The organism is Hyphomicrobiales bacterium (genome assembly GCA_030688605.1).
Lineage (GTDB): Bacteria > Pseudomonadota > Alphaproteobacteria > Rhizobiales > NORP267 > JAUYJB01.
The window spans coordinates 1-16,239 of the sequence record JAUYJB010000067.1 but is presented as its reverse complement, the minus strand read 5'-3'; the positions used below and the strand labels follow the sequence as shown (position 1 = coordinate 16,239).

Annotated in this window: 18 protein-coding genes and 1 pseudogene; 9 read left to right on the top strand and 10 right to left on the bottom strand. The window is 67.0% G+C overall.

The window, feature by feature from the left end; translation table 11 throughout:
• Positions 1-416: 416 nt before the first annotated feature.
• Positions 417-1,022, bottom strand: coding sequence for a VOC family protein (locus Q8P46_08055; GenBank protein MDP2620115.1), 606 nt, complete (start codon positions 1,020-1,022; stop codon positions 417-419).
• Between the two features lie 104 nt (positions 1,023-1,126).
• Between Q8P46_08055 and Q8P46_08050 the strand changes: the two genes are divergently transcribed.
• From Q8P46_08050 to Q8P46_08030, 5 genes are all read left to right on the top strand, one after another.
• Entirely contained in the window at positions 1,127-2,275 is a 1,149-nt protein-coding gene (locus Q8P46_08050) for a 4-oxalomesaconate tautomerase (GenBank protein MDP2620114.1), read from the top strand.
• Entirely contained in the window at positions 2,276-3,001 is a 726-nt protein-coding gene (locus tag Q8P46_08045) for a PIG-L deacetylase family protein (protein ID MDP2620113.1), read from the top strand.
• Complete coding sequence (locus Q8P46_08040; protein MDP2620112.1) at positions 2,998-3,699, top strand: 4-carboxy-4-hydroxy-2-oxoadipate aldolase/oxaloacetate decarboxylase; 702 nt, start codon at positions 2,998-3,000, stop codon at positions 3,697-3,699. Before Q8P46_08045 ends, Q8P46_08040 begins: the two co-directional genes overlap by 4 nt.
• A gap of 27 nt (positions 3,700-3,726) precedes the next feature.
• The gene (locus tag Q8P46_08035) at positions 3,727-4,647 is read left to right on the top strand and encodes a DUF1932 domain-containing protein (protein ID MDP2620111.1); all 921 of its coding nucleotides are present in this window, start codon (positions 3,727-3,729) and stop codon (positions 4,645-4,647) included.
• Between the two features lie 161 nt (positions 4,648-4,808).
• The gene (locus Q8P46_08030; GenBank protein ID MDP2620110.1) at positions 4,809-5,876 is read left to right on the top strand and encodes a hypothetical protein; all 1,068 of its coding nucleotides are present in this window, start codon (positions 4,809-4,811) and stop codon (positions 5,874-5,876) included.
• Positions 5,877-6,052: 176 nt separating this feature from the next.
• Here the strand turns inward: Q8P46_08030 and Q8P46_08025 are convergent, their stop codons facing one another.
• The 4 genes from Q8P46_08025 to Q8P46_08010 all read right to left on the bottom strand — a co-directional run bounded on the left by Q8P46_08025 (position 6,053) and on the right by Q8P46_08010 (position 7,195).
• Complete coding sequence (locus Q8P46_08025) at positions 6,053-6,238, bottom strand: hypothetical protein (protein ID MDP2620109.1); 186 nt, start codon at positions 6,236-6,238, stop codon at positions 6,053-6,055.
• 277 nt (positions 6,239-6,515) lie between these two features.
• Positions 6,516-6,680, bottom strand: coding sequence for a Flp family type IVb pilin (locus Q8P46_08020; protein ID MDP2620108.1), 165 nt, complete (start codon positions 6,678-6,680; stop codon positions 6,516-6,518).
• A gap of 45 nt (positions 6,681-6,725) precedes the next feature.
• The gene (locus Q8P46_08015; GenBank protein ID MDP2620107.1) at positions 6,726-6,893 is read right to left on the bottom strand and encodes a hypothetical protein; all 168 of its coding nucleotides are present in this window, start codon (positions 6,891-6,893) and stop codon (positions 6,726-6,728) included.
• A gap of 29 nt (positions 6,894-6,922) precedes the next feature.
• The gene (locus Q8P46_08010) at positions 6,923-7,195 is read right to left on the bottom strand and encodes a hypothetical protein (protein ID MDP2620106.1); all 273 of its coding nucleotides are present in this window, start codon (positions 7,193-7,195) and stop codon (positions 6,923-6,925) included.
• A gap of 417 nt (positions 7,196-7,612) precedes the next feature.
• Here Q8P46_08010 and Q8P46_08005 point away from each other — a divergent pair, with 417 nt between their 5' ends.
• From Q8P46_08005 to Q8P46_07990, 4 genes and pseudogenes are all read left to right on the top strand, one after another.
• Complete coding sequence (locus tag Q8P46_08005; protein MDP2620105.1) at positions 7,613-9,421, top strand: pentapeptide repeat-containing protein; 1,809 nt, start codon at positions 7,613-7,615, stop codon at positions 9,419-9,421.
• A gap of 389 nt (positions 9,422-9,810) precedes the next feature.
• Positions 9,811-10,194, top strand: coding sequence for an NADH:ubiquinone oxidoreductase subunit NDUFA12 (locus tag Q8P46_08000; GenBank protein ID MDP2620104.1), 384 nt, complete (start codon positions 9,811-9,813; stop codon positions 10,192-10,194).
• A 74-nt stretch (positions 10,195-10,268) separates the two neighbouring features.
• Positions 10,269-11,030, top strand: coding sequence for a class I SAM-dependent methyltransferase (locus Q8P46_07995; GenBank protein MDP2620103.1), 762 nt, complete (start codon positions 10,269-10,271; stop codon positions 11,028-11,030).
• A gap of 185 nt (positions 11,031-11,215) precedes the next feature.
• Positions 11,216-11,572: pseudogene (locus Q8P46_07990) on the top strand (DUF2155 domain-containing protein).
• Here the strand turns inward: Q8P46_07990 and aat are convergent.
• From aat to accB, 5 genes are all read right to left on the bottom strand, one after another.
• Positions 11,524-12,216, bottom strand: coding sequence for a leucyl/phenylalanyl-tRNA--protein transferase (aat, locus tag Q8P46_07985; protein ID MDP2620102.1), 693 nt, complete (start codon positions 12,214-12,216; stop codon positions 11,524-11,526). The pseudogene Q8P46_07990 and the gene aat overlap by 49 nt on opposite strands.
• 148 nt (positions 12,217-12,364) lie before the next feature.
• Complete coding sequence (locus Q8P46_07980) at positions 12,365-13,135, bottom strand: slipin family protein (protein MDP2620101.1); 771 nt, start codon at positions 13,133-13,135, stop codon at positions 12,365-12,367.
• Between the two features lie 9 nt (positions 13,136-13,144).
• Entirely contained in the window at positions 13,145-14,227 is a 1,083-nt protein-coding gene (locus Q8P46_07975) for a nodulation protein NfeD (GenBank protein MDP2620100.1), read from the bottom strand.
• Between the two features lie 341 nt (positions 14,228-14,568).
• A complete protein-coding gene (gene accC, locus Q8P46_07970) occupies positions 14,569-15,909 on the bottom strand; it encodes an acetyl-CoA carboxylase biotin carboxylase subunit (GenBank protein MDP2620099.1) in 1,341 nt (446 codons plus the stop codon).
• Positions 15,910-15,928: 19 nt separating this feature from the next.
• On the bottom strand, positions 15,929-16,239 hold a 311-nt coding region (accB, locus tag Q8P46_07965; GenBank protein MDP2620098.1), incomplete at its 5' end, for an acetyl-CoA carboxylase biotin carboxyl carrier protein.

Sequence of the window (16,239 nt, the reverse complement as noted above, 5' to 3'; positions counted from 1 at the left end):
CGCGACGCGCGATACGGGATATCGGGCGAGCGCGGCAACGAACCCGGTGGGCCGATTTGGCCCACCGAAGGCCGGGTTCTTTTGCGCCGTGGCGGTGTTGCGGCTGTTGGCCGATGCACCGCATCGCCCGGCGAGCCGCGCGTGGCCACGGCGCAAAAACATCCCGTTCAAATGGTTCCCTATAACCATGAACCGCTCTAGCCCAACAGCCACGTTCACGGTAGGGCCCCCCAGCCCCAGGCCGGAAGATATTGCCCCCGATCACGGGGAATGCCCAAACCGGATGACGGCACTCTCAAGTGCAAGTGGCAAGACACCGAAGCCTATCCGCGCCGCCTGAATAACCGGTGGGATGCGGTCTTGTTCGGCCGGCCGAGACGGCGTGTCCAGCTCCCCGCCGAACGCGCAGGCCGCGCTCAGCCCCGCCGCAGCGAAGGATCGTGCAGGCTCGTGTCCTGGCCCGGCGGCGGGTTGTCGATGGCCGCTTCGATCGAGAATTCCTCGCGCCACTCCTCCGGCGGCCGCGCGCGCTCGTCGCTGCCCACCTGATCGAGCCCCCAATAGATCTCGAGGCGGTGATTGTCCGGGTCGCGGAACTCGACCGCAATCTGCGCGCCGGCGCGGCGCCGGCCCTCGAAATCGATCGGCACCTTGTGCGCCTTCAGGTGCTCGCGCGCCCTCAAGACCTCGTCGAGCGTGGCGACCTCGAACGCCAGATGGTGAAGCTCGTGGTTGTTCGAGGTTCCGGCCGCGGCGCCGATGAGCGCCACGCCGTGGTGATCGGCGTTGCAGCGCATGAAGACCATCCGTCCTGGCATCATGCTGTCGGGATAGACGTCGGAGATCCTGAAGCCGAGAACCTGGGTGTAGAACCGCACCGACCGATCGAGGTCGGAAACCATGAGAACGACATGGCCGATCTTGGCGATCCTGAAGGGCAGCCCTTGCGGGAGTTGCGTCTGCCGCAGCTTCTCTATCTCCTTGCTGCGCAAGGCCTCGAAATCGACCACTCCTCTAGGCATGGCGAGCCTCCCTGTCACCGGCCGGCGCCGCCGCGAAGCGGCTTCCCGTCCCATAGGCCGTCATGTATACCACTAGCTTTCTCGCCGCCAAACGGAACCGGTAGATGGATGCACGGCCCCAGACGAAGATCCCCTGCGTGATAATGCGGGGCGGCACCTCGAAGGGACCCTATTTCCTGGCCGAGGACCTGCCCGCCGACCGGGCGCTTCGGGACCGCGTTCTGCTTGCCGTGATGGGATCGCCCGACCGCCGCCAGATCGACGGCATCGGCGGCGCCGATCCATTGACCAGCAAGGTGGCCATCGTCTCGCCGTCCGAGCGGGAGGATGCCGACGTCGACTATCTCTTCGCTCAAGTTGTGGTCGGCGAGCCCATGGTCGACGTCTCGCCCAACTGCGGCAACATGCTGGCCGGCGTCGGGCCGTTCGCCATCGAGCAGGGCCTGATTGCCGCCGGCGATCCGGAGACGCGGGTCCGCATCCACATGGTCAACAGCGGCAGCCTGTGCGAGGCGGTGATCCGGACGCCGGGCGGAACCGTGACCTATGACGGCGAGGCGCGGATCGACGGCGCGCCCGGGACCGCGGCGCCGATCCTGCTCAATTTTCTCGATACGGCGGGCGCCACGTGCGGGGCGCTGCTGCCGACGGGCCGCGCGCGCGACGAGATCGACGGCGTTCAGGCGACCTGCATCGACAACGGCATGCCGGTGGTTCTGCTCAAGGCCCGCGCAATGGGGCGGACCGGCTATGAGAGCCGGGAAGCGCTGAACGCGGACGAGGAACTCAAGGCGCGGCTGGAGGCGATCCGGCTCAAGGCTGGCCCGATGATGGGCCTCGGCAACGTGGCGGACAAGGTGGTGCCGAAGATGAGCCTCATCGCGCCGCCGCAAAAAGGCGGTGCGGTGGCGACCCGGACCTTCATCCCGCATGTCTGTCACGCGGCGATCGGCGTGCTCGGCGCCGTCTCGGTGGCGACCGCCTGCGTGCTCGATGGGTCGGTCGCGGACGGCGTCGCGCAGGTTCCCGACGGCGCGCGCAAAAAGATCTCGGTCGAGCACCCGAGCGGCGAGTTCACGGTCGAACTCGGCACCCGGACCGGCGAGGAAAGGCGGACGGAGGTCGTCTCCGCCGGCCTGCTGCGGACGGCCCGGCGGCTGTTCGAGGGCCATGTCCTGGTTCCGGCCCGCGTCTTCGACGGCGAGTTGGACATGCCGGCGCGGGCCGAGACGCAAGCAATCGCGGCGGACTGAATGGCGGCGCCGAGCGGCAAGACCGGTCTCGTCGTCAGCGCCCACTCGGCCGACTTCGTCTGGCGGGCGGGCGGCGCGGTGGCGCTCTACGCCAAGCGCGGCTGGCAGGTTCGGGTTGTCTGCCTCTCCTTTGGCGAGCGGGGCGAGTCGGCCAAGATGTGGCGGCAGGACGGGATGACCCTGGAGAAGGTCAAGAAAGCCCGCGCCGAGGAGGCCAAGCGCGCCGCCGATGTCCTCGGCGCCGAGATCGTGTTCTACGACATTGGCGACTACCCGATGCGCATCTCCGACGAAACCATCGCCCGGCTTGCCGGCGAGTTCCGCGAGTTGCGCCCGGAATGGGTTCTGACCCATTCGCTGGAGGATCCTTACAATTTCGATCATCCGCTGACCGCGCACGCCACCCAGGAGGCGCGCGTCGTCGCCCAGGCGCACGGCCACAACTATCCGGAAAAGCCCATCGGCGCGCCGGGCATCTACCTGTTCGAGCCGCACCAGACCGAGCAATGCAACTGGAAGCCGCACCTCATCCTCGACATCACCGAGGTGTGGGAGCTCAAGCGCAAGGCCTTCGAATGCATGGCCGCGCAGGAGCACCTGTGGGAGTATTACACCCGCGTCGCCCAGCAGCGCGGCGTGCACGGCAAACGCAATTCGGGCAGGGACATGACCTATGGCGAAGCCTATATGCGAATCCTGCCTCACGTCGGGGAGGAGTTCGTATGAGGACCGTCGCCATTCGCAGGATCGACCGGGCAAAGCCGGAAACCATCCGGGCGCTCGGTGAATTGGGCGTGGCCACCGTGCACGAAGCGCAAGGCCGCACCGGCCTGATGCAACCTTATGTGCGGCCCATCTATCCCGGCTGCAAGGCATCGGGCAGCGCCATAACCGTGCTCGCCACGCCCGGCGACAACTGGATGATTCACGTCGCCGTCGAGCTTGCCCGCGAGGGGGACATGCTGGTCGTGGGCGTGACCTCGGCCTGTACCGACGGCATGTTCGGCGAGCTGATCGGCACCGCGCTCAAGGCCCGCGGCGTGGTCGGCGTCGTGCTCGACGTCGGCTGCCGCGACGTGGGGCCACTGCGCGAGCTCGGCTTTCCGGTGTGGTCGCGGGCGGTCTCGGCCCAGGGGACGGTCAAGGCCACCGCGGGCGCCGTCAACGTGCCCATCGTCTGTGCCGGCGCCGCCGTCAATCCCGGCGACGCGATCGTCGCCGACGACGACGGCGTCTGCGTGGTTCCGCGAACCAAGGCCGAGGCCGTCGTCAAGGCGGGCCGGGCACGCGAGGTGAAGGAAGCCGAGACCCGCCGGCGGCTCATGGCCGGCGAAATCAGCCTCGACATCTACGACATGCGCGCGCGGCTCGAAGCGGCCGGGCTCACCTATGTGGAGAGCCTCAAGGACCTCGAAGAGTCCTGAGCGCGCGAAAGATACGGCGACAAGGAGATGACTTCATCGACGACGACCACGGCTTCGCCCTTGACGTTCGCCTTCATCGGCTTCAGCGAGGCCGGGCAGGCGCTCGGCGGCGGCCTGGTCAAGGCCGGCGCAGGGCGCGTGGCCGCCTACGACCTGCGCTTCGACGGCGCTGAGGGCGCGGAACTCATGGCGCGGGCGAAAGCCCTCGGCGTCGAAGCCGCGGCGTGCGCCAAGGATGCGGCCGCGGAGGCGGACGTCATCGTCTCGACGGTGACGGCGGCCGCGGCCGTGGCGGTCGCGCAAGAGGCGGCGGGATTCATCGGCCGGGGCCAAGTCTTTCTCGACCTGAACTCCATTTCGCCCAAGCAGAAGCGGGCCTGCGCCGCGGCCATCGAGGCCGCCGGCGGCAGCTACGTGGAAGGCGCGGTGATGAGCCCGGTCGGCTCCTTCGGCCATACGGTGCCGATGCTGTTTGCGGGCGCCGCGACCGCGCCGCTCGCGGAGAGGCTCAAACCGTTGGGCATGGAGATCGAGGTGGTGGGTCCCGACATCGGCGTTGCGTCGGCGATCAAGATGTGCCGCAGCATCGTCTTGAAGGGGCTGGAGGCATTGACGGTCGAATGCCTGGTGACGGCCCGCGCCTACGGGATCGAGGATCGGGTCACGGCCTCGCTCGACCAGACCCTGCCGGGCTTGAATTGGCCGGAGCGGAGCACCTACATGCTCGGCCGGGTGCTGGCTCATGGCGCCCGCCGGGCCGAGGAGATGCGCTGCGCGGCCGAGACCGTGCGGGCGATCGGGCTTGAGCCCGTCATGTGCGAGGCCGCGGCGGCGCGGCAGCAATGGGTCGCCGATCTCGGCCTTAAACCGGCCAGCGCCAAAGGCCCTCAGGCCGGCAATCCGGTCGACGCCCTGATCGGCGCCGGCGGCGTGACGCCTTTGGGCTAGGGCGATTGCCGGGACCTGCCGTTTCGGCCGCTCACGGACTCTTTCTTCGATTGGGAAAATCATTTGAGCGCAGCGCGGCCTTGTGACCGCCGGACACGATGGTTTATGCAAGTCCGAAGAGTGCTGCGACACCGCAGCGGCAACACGGGAGGACATACGTCATGGCCCAATACAGCATCCTGATTCTGGGTGCGTCCTACGGCTCGTTGCTGGCGATCAAGCTGTTGTTCGGCGGCCACAAGGTGAAGCTCGTCTGTCTGCCGGAGGAGGCGAAGCTGATCAACAGCGAGGGCGCGCGCGTGCGCCTGCCCGTGAAGGGCAGAGACGAACCGGTCGAACTTGACTCGCGCAAGCTTCCGGGCAGCCTATCCGCGGCCGGGACCGACGCCGTCGACCCTGCCGACTATGATCTCGTCTGCCTGGCCATGCAGGAACCGCAATACCGCGCCCCCGGCATTCGCGAGCTGATGGACAAGGTGGCGCGGGCCCGGGTGCCCTGCATGTCGATCATGAACATGCCGCCGCTGGCGTTTCTCAAGCGCATTCCGGGGCTGGCGACGGACAAGCTGAGAGCCGCCTACACCGACGCGAGCGTCTGGGACAATTTCGATCCGGCCCTGATGACCTTGTGCAGCCCCGATCCGCAGGCCTTCCGGCCGCCGCAGGAAAAGGTGAACGTGCTGCAGGTCACGCTGCCCACCAATTTCAAGGCCGCCCGCTTCGACTCCGACGAACACACCGCCATGTTGCGCAACCTGCAGGCGGACATCGAGGCGGCGCGCTACGACGCCGGCGACGGCCCGATGGAACTGCCGGTGAAGCTGAAGGTGCACGATTCGGTGTTCGTGCCGCTGGCCAAGTGGGCGATGCTGCTGACGGGGAACTATCGCTGCGTCACGGCCGAGGGCCCGCGCTCCATCAACGAGGCGGTTCACTCCGACCTCGAAGCATCGCGCGCGGTCTACAGCTGGGTGCGGGATCTGTGTATCGGGCTTGGCGCCTCGGCGGACGATCTGGTGCCGTTCGAGAAGTATGCCGCCGCCGCCAAGGTCCTGGTGCGGCCGTCCTCGGCGGCCCGGGCGCTCTATGCCGGCGCGCCGAACATCGAGCGCGTCGACCGGCTGGTGCAGTTGATCGGCGCGCAGAGGGGGATGCAAAACAAGGTCGTCGACGACACCGTCGCCCTGGTGGACGCGCAGCTTGGCGCCAACCGGCAGGCGGCATCTTGAGTCCAGGACCTGCGGGCTTCGTCGAGCCCGATCCGAGCGCAAGAGGCGGTCGATCCGAGTGGGTCGGGCGTGGGACCGGATTGGGCGGGTTCCATTGGCCCGCGGCGCGGATCAGGCCCCGGCGGACCTCTTGACCGACCTGGCGGAGGGCGGAGGCCCTATAACCATGAACCGCTCTAGAGGGTGGCCGCCGGAATAAGGATATAAATTATAAGGATAATCAGGGCGCCGATCATGGCCGGCCACAGGCTGCGGAGATAGACCCCGAGAAGGAAGAATCCCACCGCCAGAAGCACGACCACGGGGATGTGGTAGCCTGCAATATTGACGTCGCCCAACAGGGCCTCGAGAATTTCCCGCATTTGCCAAACTTATATCATGGGGCCATCCGAGCCGCCAATGTTCCCGCTCGCCAGAGCGTACCGTGCTTAATCGGGTAACAACGACAAGACCGGCGTCCGGGTTCCCCATGCAAGATCGGCACAAGCTGATAGAATGGGCTTGGCATTTTCACGCCACTCACTGGGGAGATGGCCATGACGGCGTACAACGTGGTCCGGTTTCGCACCGAGCCGGGCCCGACATCCGTCAAGCATCGTGCGGGCGGCTCGGGCCGGCGGCTCCGACCGCGAGCCGGCCTCAGGGGATCAGCGATTCGATCTGGACGAAGATCGCATCGAGCTTGATCCCGATCGAGCCCACGGCGGCAATGATCAGGATACTTATGCTGCTCGCAATGAGAGCATATTCGATCGACGTGGCGCCAGACGCATCGCGGGCGAAACGGAGAAACGACGGTTTCATATCCATGCTTCCTTGCTCGCCTGCAGGCCAATGCACGGATGCACTTCAGATAACCCGGAACACTATTCCTTCAGCGGTGAAAAACATTCTTAAGCCGCGGTGCAAAATGCGCGCGACAGTGAACGGATCATTAACGCTGATGTCGGCCAGCCGCGATTGCACCGTTCCAATGGCGCCGTGACGCACCGTCGGACCGCTGGCGTTCGACTGCATCCTGATTCCTTATGCGATCCTTTTTGCCGTTATTGCCTGTTTTTCCAGACGTCCCAATAGATTTGCCACGCGCGCGCAAAGGCGGACGGCCGATGGGCGAAAAGTCTGCGGCCGAGCCTGAAGGCGTCCGCCTCCAACATCGCGCGCTGCCATTCGATCAGGCCAAGAACCGTGAGCAGCTCCTTGCGCTTGCCGAACATGTCCGGTGCGATCGCAAAGTTGGTCTCAAGGACTTCCAGATCATGACGATCGCCGAGCAGTTCGGCCAGCCGACCGGCGGCCTTGTCCTTGATCGAGGGCAAGTCTTCCCGGCGTCCCCGGGGCGAGGTCGCGTCAAGACGGTTCGGCCCTCTCGCCGGGCCGGCCGCGCTTTGCCGGGAATTCCCGATCTGTCCGCGTCCTGGTCGCCGCTTGCCCGGCGTCCATGCCGGCCTTCGCCGGGGCCTTACCGCCCTTCGCCGCAGCCGCTTGCGGCTGGCCAGCCATCAGCCTCCGGCACGCCGTCAGGTATTTAATCAATCGTTTGATTAAATTGCGCGGGGTGGGGCTGTCAAATAGCGGGATGAAAGGACGGTGGGCGGCGCGGCCGGCGGGCCGGAGCAGGGCGGCGCGGGCGGGTTCCAAGCGGCGACGCGCGGCCTGAGAGATCGTGGTTGATCTCTTCCCGCTTGTTGGTCACGCTTGCTTGGCACTCGCAAGTACCCAACAGGGCGCTGCCCGTGAACGACGCCAGCAACAACGAGGGACCGAGGTTCGACGCCAAGGCGTGGCGGAACGACCTGTTGCGGCTCAATCGCTGGCTGAAGGGCGTCAAGCGGGACGACAAGGACGCGGAATTCCGGGAAGCCCGGAAGAAGGCCTGCATTGAGCGTCATAAAGAAGGCCGCGTGGCCTGGAACGCCTGGGCCGAGGCCATGCTCGCCAGCAGATCGGAGATCGAAAGGGCGGGTGTGTGGGGCTCGGAGGAAGAAGGGGCTCGCTCAAGTGAAAAAGAAAATTTTGAGTTGCAACGTCTTTGGCTGGCCGCGGCGCGCGCCGACTTTTCAGGCCATGGTTTCGGTGAAGAGACCGACTTTTCGGGCTTCATGTTCCCGTTGCATGCACACTTCGACGGGGCGCGGTTCTCCGGGGGCGTGTCGTTCAGCGACGCGCAATTTTCCGGGCGTGCCATCTTTAACAGAGCGCAGTTTCCCGTAAGTGCGATTTTCCACACGGCGCGGTTCTCCGGGGACGCGTCGTTCGAGGGCGCGGAATTCTCCGGGGAAGCGGCGTTCGGCGACGCGCGGTTCTCCGGGAACACATCGTTCGTCAGGACGATGTTCATCGAGGCCGGACGATTCGACAACGCAAAGTTCTCCGGGAACGCGGGGTTCAGGCAGGCGCAGTTTGCCGGAGAAGCGGAATTTATTCGGACGCAGTTCTCTGGGGTCGCGTATTTCTACAAGGCGCGGTTCTCCGGACATGCGGGCTTTGACCAGGCGCAGTTCTCCAGGAACGCGGTATTCCGGGACGCTAAATTTGAGGGGATCACGTATTTCAGCGAGGCGCAGTTCTCGGGGAAGACGGAATTCCAGGAGGCAAAGTTCTCCGGGAACGCGGGTTTCAGGGAGGCGCAGTTTTCCGGGCACGCATCGTTCGCTCAAGCCAATTTCGAAGGCGCCACGTCTTTCGACAATGCGGACTTTGCCAAGGACGCGGGTTTCGGCGCCGTCCGCGGCGAGACCGCCTTCTCGCTCGCCGGCGCGCATTTTCGTCAAGTGCCCGATTTCATTCAGGCCCATTTCGAGGAAGCGCCGCGGCTCGACTTCGTAACGCTCGACCCCAAGGTCGAGCCGGGAAGCCTCTGGCGGTCGATGCTGCGGGTGTTCACGCCCGATGTCGAGGAGGCGCGCGACCTCTCGGCCCGCTATCGCGCGTTGAAGCGCCTCGCCATCCAGGGCCACGACCATGAGCGCGAGCAGATGTTCTTCAAGGGCGAGCTGCGCGCCCGGCGCGGCGGCGAGGACCGCGTCTTGAGCTGGCGGCTCTGGTTCGGCTTCTTCTACGAGCTGCTCTCCGATTTCGGCGGCTCGGTCATCCGCCCGCTGCTGTGGTGGGGCGCCGCCACGGGCGGCTTCGCCTGGCTCTATCTGGAAAAACACTTCGCCGCCCACAACCCCGCCTATCCGGTGGGCGTTGCCGGCTGGCTCTCGGCGAGCCTCAAGAGCTGGACGGCAGCCGTCCCCGGCAAGCCGCCCCAACCCGATTGGCTCGTGCCCGATCTCGCCTGCCTTGCCGGAGACCAGGGCCACCCGCTGTCCGCCGCGATCCTGCTTTCGGCGAAGAAGGGGCTGCTTGTGTTGGGCTTCGTGGCGCCGGAAAAGCTCAACCAGGCCTATGCCTGCCTTTACGGCGTCGTGTCCGGCGACAATCCGGCCCCGGCGATCCCGGACGCGGTCGCCTTCGCCGGCATCGGTCAGACGCTGATCTCGGCGGTGCTGATCTTCCTCATGCTCCTTGCGATCCGCAACCATTTCCGCATCAAGTGAGCGGCCGCATGAATTGCGCCGCTCTCTCCCCTCGTCGTCCCGGACAAGCGCCGGCCGCGCCGATTTCGAGCTGCGCCATCTCGCCGTCCGCGCCGGTCTCGCGCGCGAAGGGGAGGGATGAGGCGAATTTGCGGCTCTTGCCACCAACGCCTCTGTCGTTGCCCGACTTGATCGGGCAACCCAGTAACCCCTATGCCGGAGCCTTGACGCGGAGGCTACTGGGTGCCCCGGTCGATCCGGGGCACGACGATGATGGGGTCGACCGCCGACGCTCCCCGCTCCCCGCCGGGACACCGGGTCGCGGGAAAGCGGCGGATTACGGTCTGGACAGGGCCGGATGGGGGGGCCATAGTCCGGCCCGATTTGCCAGACAAGGTTGGGCCGAACCCATGAAGCGGCTTATTCTCGAATTACTCACCTGGTGGAACAGTCAAACGATGGGCACGCGCTTTTTCACCTGGCGCAAGGGCGAGCGCGTCGGCGAGGACCAGTTCGGCAACGTCTATTATCGCGAGCGCCGCGGCGACCGCCGCTGGGTCATCTATCGCGGGCTCGCCGATCCGAGCGCCGTGCCGCCGGAGTGGCACGGCTGGCTGCACCACATGGTCGATACGCCGCCGACCGAGGCGGTCCTGCCCGACCACCCCTGGCTCAAGCCGCACCGGGCGAATCTCACCGGTTCGGCGGGCGCCTACCGCCCCAAGGGGTCGATCCTGACGCCGGAGAAGCGCCCGCGCGTCACCGGCGACTACGACGCCTGGCAGCCCAAATAGACGCAGGCGGTGGCCGAATTTCGCAAAGCCGAGGCGGCCTTGTTCCGCCGGTCCCGGATGTCAGGCTCCAACCCATGAGCATGGCCGATCGGGCGCAGACCTGGTCGCCGGAGAGCTACGAGGCCAATGCCCGCTTCGTCTCCGATCTCGGCGCCGGCGTGCTCGCCTGGCTCGCGGCCCGTCCCGGCGAGCGCATCCTCGATCTCGGCTGCGGCGACGGCGCCCTGACGGTCAAGCTGATGGCGGCCGGCGCCGAGGTCATCGGCGTCGACGACAGCCAGGAGATGGTCGAGGCGGCCCGCGCGCGCGGCGTCGATGCGCGGAGGATGGACGCCCGCGCGCTGACCTTCGAAGCCGAGTTCGACGCCGTGTTCTCCAACGCCGTGCTGCATTGGATCCTGCCGCCCGAGAAGGTCGTCGCCGGCGTTGCCCGGGCGCTCAAGCCGCAAGGCCGCTTCGTCGCCGAATTCGGCGGCCACGACAATATCGCCGCCATCGTCACCGCCATGCGGGCGGTGGGCCGCGCCCGCGGCGGCGACTTGGGCCTCGCCTTCCCCTGGTTCTACCCGACGGCTGAAGAATATTCCGAGATGCTGGAAGCGGCCGGCTTCGCGGTGGCGAGAACCGAGCAGTTTGCCCGGCCGACGCGGCTTCCGACCGGCATGGCGGCCTGGCTGACGGTGTTCCGGAAGCCGTTCTTCGACCAGTTTGAAGAGCCTGAGCGCAGCCAGGCGCTGGAGGAGGTGGTCGATCTCCTGCGCCCCTCCTTATGCGACCGCGAGGGGTCGTGGACCGCGGACTATGTGCGGCTGCGGGTCGAGGCGCGCAAGCCATGACGAGGCACCTTCGATCCAATCTCTTCGCTCCCTCCCCCCTTGCGGGGGAGGGATGGGCAGGGGGGTATCGCGCCGGCAGAGCGCGATCCCGCATATCACCCCCCCTCCCGGCCGGCTCCGGCGAGCCTGCGCCGGCCGATCTCCCCCGCAAGGGGGGAGGTGATGTGAGGGCGATCGGCCCGCTTATGGCAACGGTCGTGATCGCTTGCTACGCGGCGCTCGCGCCCATGCCGGCGGCGGCGCAGAAGATTTCCAATCCCATCGCCGTCTTCGCCGGCCTCGACAAGATCACCGCGCGGGTGACCGCTTTCGAGGTCCCGATCGGCGAGACGGTCCAATTCGGCGCCCTCAAGGTGACGCCGCGGGTGTGCTACACCCGCCCGCCGACCGAGCCGCCCTTCACCTCGGCCTTCGTCGAGGTCGACGAGGTGCTCGTCGACAAGTCGGAAAAGCGCATTTTCACCGGCTGGATGTTCGCCGACAGCCCCGGCCTTCACGCCGTCGAGCAGCCGGTCTTCGACGTCTGGCTGACCGACTGCAAGACCGCGGCACCGGAGGCCCCCGCGTCCAGGCAATAGAAGTCGCCGTCAAGCTCCAGCGCCGCCTCGAGCATCCGGTGATAGGTCTGGCGGCTGACCTCCTCGGCGCCGAACTGTTTCAGATGCTCGGTCATGAACTGGGTGTCGAGCAGGGAATAGCCGCCGGCCTTCAGGCGCGCGATCAGGTACACCAGCGCCACCTTGCTGGCATCGCGCTCGCGGTGGAACATGCTCTCGCCGAAAAAGGCGCCGCCGAGGGTGACGCCGTAGAGCCCGCCAACGAGGCGGCCGTCAAGCCAGGCCTCCACCGTGTGGCAGCGGCCGAGCTCGAACAGGGAAGCGTAAAGCGCGCGGATGCGCTGGTTGATCCAAGTCTTGCGCCGGCCGCGGCCGGGCGCCGCGCAGCCCCCGATGACGGCATCGAAGTCGCTGTCGATGCGGATCTCGAAGCGCTCGGCGCGCACCGTCCGCTGAAGCCTGCGCGGGATGTGCGCCCGCTCGAGGGGGACGACGCCGCGCCGCTCAGGCTCGATCCAGTAGAGCGCCGGGTCCTCGGCGCTCTCGGCCATCGGGAAGATGCCGCAGGCATAGGCCTTGAGCAGGACCTGCGGGGTGATCTCGATGAGAAAATTGGCGGCGCTGGTCATGGCGGTCTACACGGGGCGCGGTCACTCGGCAAACATTAGAGCAATTTCAAGCGCCATGGAATCACATGGCCGGGCCCGGCGCCAGGGGGATGAGGCATCGCGATGCGGAGCGGTGCCGTCTCGACGGGCGAGGCCGGGGCGCGCGGCCTCACTTGGCGCCCGTGCCCGACCGCAGCTTTTCGAACAGATCGATCGGGAGCGGGAAGACGATGGTCGTGGCGCGGTCGCCGGCGATGTTCTGCAGCGCGGTGAGATAGCGCAGCTGCATCGCCTCCGGCTGGCCGGACAGAATCTTGCCCGCCTGGGCCAGCTTTTCGGCGGCCTGCTGCTCGCCTTCCGCGTCGATGATCTTGGCCCGCCGGATGCGTTCGGCCTCGGCCTGCTTGGCGATCGCCCGCACCATGATTTCGTTGAGATCGACATGCTTGAGCTCGACGTTCGAGACCTTGATGCCCCAGGCATCGCTCTGGTCGTCGAGAATCTGCCGGATGTCCGCATTGAGCTTGTCGCGCTCGGCCAGCATTTCGTCGAGCTCGTGCTGGCCGAGCACGGAGCGCAGGGTGGTCTGGGCGAGCTGGCTGGTCGCGACTTCGAACTCCTCGACCTGGATGATCGCCTTTTCCGGGTCCATGACCCGGTAGTACAGCACCGCGTTGACCTGCACCGAGACATTGTCGCGCGAGATCACGTCCTGCGGCGGCACGTCGAGCACGCGGGTGCGCAGATCGACGCGCACCGCCTGCTGGATGATGGGGATGACGATGATGAGGCCCGGCCCCTTCACCTTCCACAGCCGGCCGAGCAGGAACACCACGGCGCGCTCATATTCGCGCAGGATTCGGATGGAATAGGCGATCAGGCCGAGGATTACGACGACCGGGATCAGTAATGCGGACCAGTCTATGAGATCGGCAAACATGGGTACCTCCTAAGGTTCGGCCACCCCCTGTGGTTCGACGATGAGGGTCAGCCCTTCGCGGCCGACGACTTTGACGACGCTTTCCGGTTTCAGCGGCTTGTCGGCGCGGGCCGCCCAGATTTCGCCGTGCACCCGCACCTGACCCTTGGAGCCCCGCCATTGGATCACCACCGCGCGGCTTCCGATCATCTCCTCAGCCCCGGTGCCCGGCGGCCGCTTGTAGGCCTTCATCGCCGCGCCGACGACGCCGAAGATCAGCGCCGCGGTCGTGGCGGCGGTGCCCGCGACCACCGGCCACGACACGGCGACCTCGATGTCCCAGCCGGTGCCTTCGAACAGGAAGATCGCGCCGACCACGAAGGCGACCAGCCCGCCGGCGCCGAGAATGCCGATTCCCGGCGCGAACGCTTCCGCGATCATCAGCGCGATTCCAAGCAGCAGAAGGGCCAGCGCGCCATAGTGCACCGGCAGGGCGGAGAGCGCGATCAGCGCAAGGATAAGGCTGATGCCGCCGACGGTGCCCGGAACGAGCGCCCCCGGATTCCAGAATTCAAGGATGATTCCGTAAAAGCCGATCAGCAGCAAAAGGAAAGCGACATTGGGATCGGAAATCACCGCCAGCAGCCGGGTGCGCCAGTCCGGCTCGATCACCCGATGGGCGGCGCCCTCGGTGGCCAGCGTGCGCTCGCCATCGCCGACCTTGACCGTGCGGCCGTCGATCGCCGCCAGCAGCTCGTCCAGATTCGCCGCCACCACTTCGATCACACCTTCCTTGCGCGCATCCTCGGCGGTCAGCGTCGCCGCCTCGCGCACCGCCTTTTCCGCGAACTCGACATTGCGCCCGCGAAGCTGGGCGAGGCTGCGCAACAGCGCCACCACGTCCTCCATCGCCTTGCGTTCGGCCGCGCTCCCGCTCGGCTGGTCCTTGTCCTTCTCCTTGTCGTCGGTTGGCTGCGGTCCCGGAAGCCCCGGCACGCCGATCGAGATCGGGGTGGCCGCGCCGAGATTGGTGCCCGGCGCCATGGCCGCCACATGGGAAGCGTAGACCAGGAAGGTGCCGGCGGAGGCCGCGCGCGCCGCTCGGCGCCACATAGACAACGATCGGCACCGGGGCCGCCACCATTTCCTGGATCATTTCGCGGGTCGCGGAGACGAGCCCGCCGGGCGTGTCGAGGCGGATGATCAGCGCTTCGCCGCCCTCGGCCCGCGTCGTTTCGATGGCGCGCGTCAACTGCCGCTGCGTCGCGACGCCGATCGCGCCCTTGATGTCGATCACGAACACGGGGCCCGCCGGCTGCCCGCGGGTAAGCATCGTTGCCGTGCCCAGGATCAGCAGGGCGAAGGCGCAAACGCGCATTGCTCTTGCGTGCTGCATCGCCCTAATAGGCTATCGGAAACCGGCCGCGCATGTAAGCTGCGCGGGGGCGTGCTGCTCAGGTCTCCCGCAGCAGCCTTTCCAGCCAGTGGATGTCGTAGCGGCCGTCGATCATCTCGGGCGTGTTGGCGAGCCGCTGCAATAGAGGGATCGTGGTGTCGATGCCGTCGACGACGCATTCCCCCAGGCTGCGGCGCAGGCGCATCAGGCATTCGTTGCGGTTCTTGCCGTGGACGATGAGCTTGCCGATCAGGCTGTCGTAATAGGGCGGGATGACATAGCCCTGATAGACCGCCGAATCGACCCTGACGCCGAGCCCGCCGGGAGCGTGAAAATAGCGGATGCGGCCGGGCGAGGGGCGGAACGTCTCCGGGTTCTCGGCGTTGATGCGGCACTCGATGGCGTGGCCGTTGAACTGCACCTCCTCCTGGGTCAGCGACAAGGGCGCGCCGGAGGCGATGCGGATCTGCTCGATGACCAGGTCGATGCCGGTGATCATCTCGGTCACCGGGTGCTCGACCTGGATGCGCGTGTTCATCTCGATGAAATAGAACTTGCCGTCCTCATAGAGGAACTCGACGGTGCCGGCGCCGCAATAGCCGAGCTTGGCCATCGCCGCTGCGACGGTCGCGCCGATCCTGGCGCGTTCATCGGCGTTGAGGGCAGGCGAGGGCGCCTCCTCCCAGATCTTCTGGTGGCGCCGCTGCACCGAGCAGTCGCGCTCGCCGAGATGGATGGCCTTACCGCGGCCGTCGCCGAGCACCTGGAACTCGATGTGCCGCGGCTTGGCGAGATAGGCCTCGAGATAAAGCGCGTCGTCGCCGAAGGCGGCTTTCGCCTCGGCGCGGGCGCCGGAAAGCGCCTCGGGCAGCTCGGCCGGCGAGCGGGCCAGCTTCATGCCCTTGCCGCCGCCGCCGGCGGCCGCCTTGACCAGCACCGGATAGCCGATCTCCTTGGCGATGCGGCGGGCCTCCTCGTCCGACCGAATCGCGCCTTCCGAGCCCGGCACCACCGGGATGCCGAGCGCCTTGGCCGTCTTCTTGGCCTCGATCTTGTCGCCCATCAGCCGGATATGCTCCGCGCTCGGGCCGATGAAGACGATGCCGTGCTCGTCGAGGATCTCGGCGAACCGCGCGTTCTCCGCCAGGAAGCCGTAGCCGGGATGGACCGCCTCGGCGCCGGTGATCTCGCAGGCGGCAAGCAGCGCCGGCACGTTCAGATAGCTGTCCTTGCTCGGCGGCGGGCCGATGCACACGCTCTCCTCGGCAAGCCGCACATGCATCGCGTCGGCGTCGGCGGTGGAATGCACGGCGACCGCGGCGACGCCCAGCTCCTTGCAGGCGCGCAGGATCCTGAGCGCGATCTCGCCGCGGTTGGCGATCAGGATTTTTTCGAACATCGCCACCTGGAAAGGCCCGCTACTCGATGATCAGGAGCGGCTCGCCATATTCGACCGGGTGACCGTCGGTGATCAGGATCGCGGCGACCGTCCCGGCCTTCGGCGCGGGGATCGGGTTCATGGTCTTCATCGCCTCGACGATGAGCAATGTCTGCCCGGCCTTGACCTTGCTGCCGACCTCGACGAAGGGGGCGGCGCCGGGTTCCGGCGCCCGGTAGGCGGTGCCGACCATCGGCGAGGCGACGACGCCGGGATGCTTGGAAAGGTCCTCAGGCGCAGGCGTCTCCGGGGTCGGCTGGGCGGCCGGCCGGTCGGGCTTGGCGGGCGCCG